4 protein-coding genes and 1 pseudogene are annotated in these 3,187 nt (G+C 54.7%); 2 read left to right on the forward strand and 3 right to left on the reverse strand.

Annotated elements, in window-relative coordinates; genetic code table 11:
* Positions 1 to 383: 383 nt before the first annotated feature.
* Both HLUSI_RS0108600 and HLUSI_RS0108610 read left to right on the forward strand, forming a co-directional pair.
* Entirely contained in the window at positions 384 to 605 is a 222-nt protein-coding gene (locus HLUSI_RS0108600; RefSeq protein WP_029363300.1) for a hypothetical protein, read from the forward strand.
* Between the two features lie 368 nt (positions 606 to 973).
* Complete coding sequence (locus HLUSI_RS0108610; RefSeq protein ID WP_016833583.1) at positions 974 to 1,375, forward strand: response regulator; 402 nt, start codon at positions 974 to 976, stop codon at positions 1,373 to 1,375.
* Positions 1,376 to 1,438: 63 nt separating this feature from the next.
* Here HLUSI_RS0108610 and HLUSI_RS0108615 read toward each other — a convergent pair whose 3' ends face one another.
* From HLUSI_RS0108615 to HLUSI_RS27690, 3 genes and pseudogenes are all read right to left on the reverse strand, one after another.
* Complete coding sequence (locus tag HLUSI_RS0108615) at positions 1,439 to 1,624, reverse strand: hypothetical protein (protein WP_016833584.1); 186 nt, start codon at positions 1,622 to 1,624, stop codon at positions 1,439 to 1,441.
* A gap of 514 nt (positions 1,625 to 2,138) precedes the next feature.
* A complete protein-coding gene (locus tag HLUSI_RS0108625) occupies positions 2,139 to 2,450 on the reverse strand; it encodes a hypothetical protein (protein WP_016833586.1) in 312 nt (103 codons plus the stop codon).
* Between the two features lie 258 nt (positions 2,451 to 2,708).
* Positions 2,709 to 3,187, reverse strand: a pseudogene (locus HLUSI_RS27690) (hypothetical protein); the annotation flags it as partial.

Below are 3,187 nucleotides of genomic sequence, written 5' to 3' on the forward strand. Positions count from 1 at the left end.
CGGTGATTTTTCACCGCTGTGGTCGGGGCAGAATGCACGGGGCTGCAAGGAAATTCCTTCGGCCGACCTCACCCGCGAGCTGGCCGCCGGTTGGAAGTAAAAAGCGTGTTTTGCGAGCCCGCATGGATCATTTGACCGGGATCATGTTTACGTAAAAATTGCATAAAAAGTCAGAAGATTTATTGTTTCTACATAGAAATCCGGTGTAATGTCTATTGCGCAATGCCAAGTTGCAATCAAGATACCGAAGTGAATGCGAGTCACGGGCTTGAAAGAATTGATGCATAGTATGGTGATGGACTTGATAAATTATTTCTGTTTGGAAATGGTTTGATCGCTGCATCAACCGTCAGATTCGACTAACCGACGAGCTAAAAACATCGATGGATAAAACAAAGAAAACGGAACTGGAGCGGATCCGTAGAGAATTGATCAACGCGCATAATCGCGCCGCATGGCATATGGCGGCGACGATCGTCAAGGCGTCGCTGGTCAAGGGCGGGATGGACGAACCGCCCACGGCAAGGGAGCTTGCCGATCTCAATGCGACGATCACCAATTTGCGCAGCGTCGCCGAAGACGCCATTGAACTGCTCAAAAAATAGGATTGCAAGGCGGCATCACCACCGGCGGCATCAATCCTGGCCTGTTTCCTGCTCTGGAAAGAGGCGGCGTATTTCCTGCAAGTTTGCTTTATCAATCTTCTGATCGGCGCACGGATAAATCACGTTTTTGCCGAGATTGAACATGGCTTCGCCGGGAATGTCTTTACAATACAGTCCCGTAAAAATATTGTTTATTTATAAATATATAACTTAATTTTTTTGGTGATTATTGCAATACCGATACCGCAGAGTATTGAAGTTTCCGGAAATGTTTTAAACTGGCAACAGATAAAAAATCTAGATAAAAATCTAGCTAAATCAAGATAGTCCCCTCGCTCTCACTAACTCGCAAGAATCAATTATCCAAAATGGCAGATGATCAATATTTCCTGGTGGTAGACGACTTTTCTACCATGAGGCGCATCGTAACCGGTTTGCTCAAAGAGCTTGAATTCACCAAGATGGCCGAGGCCGAAGACGGCGCCGCCGCGATGAAAGTGCTGGAAGGCGGCGCGGCCCCTATCACTTTCGTGCTGACCGACTGGAACATGCCCGTGATGGATGGCTTGGCCTTGCTGAAAAAAATCCGCGCGACACCGTCCCTGGCGCATTTGCCTGTGTTGATGATTACCGCTGAAGCGAAGAAGGAAAATATCGTCGAAGCAGCGCAAGCCGGTGCTGACGGTTATATCGTCAAGCCGTTCAATGCCGCTACGCTGAAAGATAAAATCGAAAAGATCATTCATCGTCGTGCCAACATGGCGACGTAACGACCGCTAAGACAGGCGGACCGGGCGGTCCGCATTGGACAGCGGGGGCGGGCTGCTTCGCCGTCAGCCGATGGCGAAGTAAGCGAGGATGTCGCCTTCAGTCCACGATTTGATCTCTGCACCTTTCAACAGCACCCGATATTCGGGTCGCTGTGTTCCATCCGCAGCCGCGATCGTGCGGCTTTGCAAAACATACTCAACATTGTTGATGATGGTCGGCAGTTCGACACATTCGTGACCGTCAGGCATTCTTCGTTCTCCTTGAATGACAAAATCGTAGCATGAACCCCTCACTTTTCGCGGGGCGTTTTATGCAAAACAGGTGAAATGTTTTTTCATTCTTGTCGATTTTTCAAAGAGCTGCGCAGAAAATATGCAATTCTGTAAATGAAACTGCATATTTATTGTCACCCCGACCATTGCCGTTTTCTTCATCTTCCTCCAGCGAGCAATACGATGCTTGCTTCCGTCTTTGCACAACTTTGCGACGTTTTACCGCGCGCGAACGAATTTTGCATGCACCGTTTTCTATACTTGGCGCATGCCTTGCGATAGCGCCGGGAAAAATTGAACGCGAGAGGAAACGGAATGACCTTCGACTGGCTCTTGCACGTATTGGCGGTGGTGGCGATCAGCGTATGCGCAGGTGCGATCTGGGTGGTGGCAAGGCAGGAATTGAGCGCTTGAAATGAGCGCTTGAGAAAATCCGGCTTGCGGCTACGACAGAGCGTCGCAGGGCAAGCCGGATGAGGGGGCGAGTGGGTCAGCCGCCGCTGCCGGCACCGCTCGCACCGCCGCTGCCGGCTCCGCCTGTACCCGCGCCACCGGAACCGCCGCCACTATTACCGCTGCCGCTGTTACCGCCGCCTGGCGGCTTGGGGGCGGCGCTGCTGTCCTTCGGTTGACGGCTCTTCTTGGTCGATTTGGTTTTTGACTTGGACATGTCCTTGTCGTTGGCGACGGTCTGAGCTGAATCATTGGTAGTACTGGTGCCGGCAGCACCGGTGCCCGCTTGGGCAAATGCGCCGCCGCTGAAAGTCGCGGCGACGAGAACTGCGATGAGCTTGGAATTCATAACGGTCTCCTTGATTGTGGACGCCAGGCAGACACCAAGCGTACCTGACCATCGTAAAGAAGAACCCTTGCCGCGACAGTCGGCTATCGCCGCAATTGCATGTCAGAAGAACGCTACCTGTGTCTGCAACATGACTTGCACCGGCGACCCGGTCGTATGGTCCAGGTCGTGGATATCGAAAGCATCGTGCGCAACGTGTGCGGCGGCAACCTCGGGGGGATGTCTCTTGCGAAGCCGCAAGCAGCGCACCTGCGCGCGTTACCGGTCTGCCGCAGGCGTAGGCGGGGTCGCGGTCATTCTGGAATCGCCGCCGTTACCGCCAATGTGCAGGCCGTGCTGCAGCAAGTAGCTCGTGAAAACTTGCTCGCCGCCTGCTGGATCCGCACACGCGACATAGGCATCGGGCCGCAGCAGATAGGCAGCGTCGCGTGCCAGTCCGGCGTGGTCGTGCTGCGCCGCCCAGTCAAACACATGCAAGGGGATACCGCGTGTGGCGGCCCATTCGGATAGTTCACCACGCGCCTGGCCATACACATGGACTTGCCATGCCGGCGTCGCCAGGCTGGCGAAATTGTCGCCGCCATGCGTCGGCGCCCACGGCAGTCGATCGCCGCCGTGCACACTGCCGGCCCGGCCTGCGCCGAGCGGGCCATGGCGATAGCTGATGGTCGTCTGCGACACCGTGCGGAACAGGAACTCGCGCGCCATCGGCAGGCGCACCGCGCGCGGCAGCAACG

This window comes from Herbaspirillum lusitanum P6-12, from assembly GCF_000256565.1.
Classification (GTDB): Bacteria; Pseudomonadota; Gammaproteobacteria; order Burkholderiales; family Burkholderiaceae_D; genus Herbaspirillum; species Herbaspirillum lusitanum.

What these genes read in the sequence shown, in the direction of transcription:
- HLUSI_RS0108600 (WP_029363300.1), top strand. Translation starts at nt 384, where the DNA reads ATGGATAAAACAAAGAAAACGGAACTGGAGCGGATCCGTAGAGAATTG.
- HLUSI_RS0108625 (WP_016833586.1), bottom strand. Translation starts at nt 2,450, where the DNA reads ATGAATTCCAAGCTCATCGCAGTTCTCGTCGCCGCGACTTTCAGCGGC.
- HLUSI_RS0108610 (WP_016833583.1), top strand. Translation starts at nt 974, where the DNA reads ATGGCAGATGATCAATATTTCCTGGTGGTAGACGACTTTTCTACCATG.
- HLUSI_RS0108615 (WP_016833584.1), bottom strand. Translation starts at nt 1,624, where the DNA reads ATGCCTGACGGTCACGAATGTGTCGAACTGCCGACCATCATCAACAAT.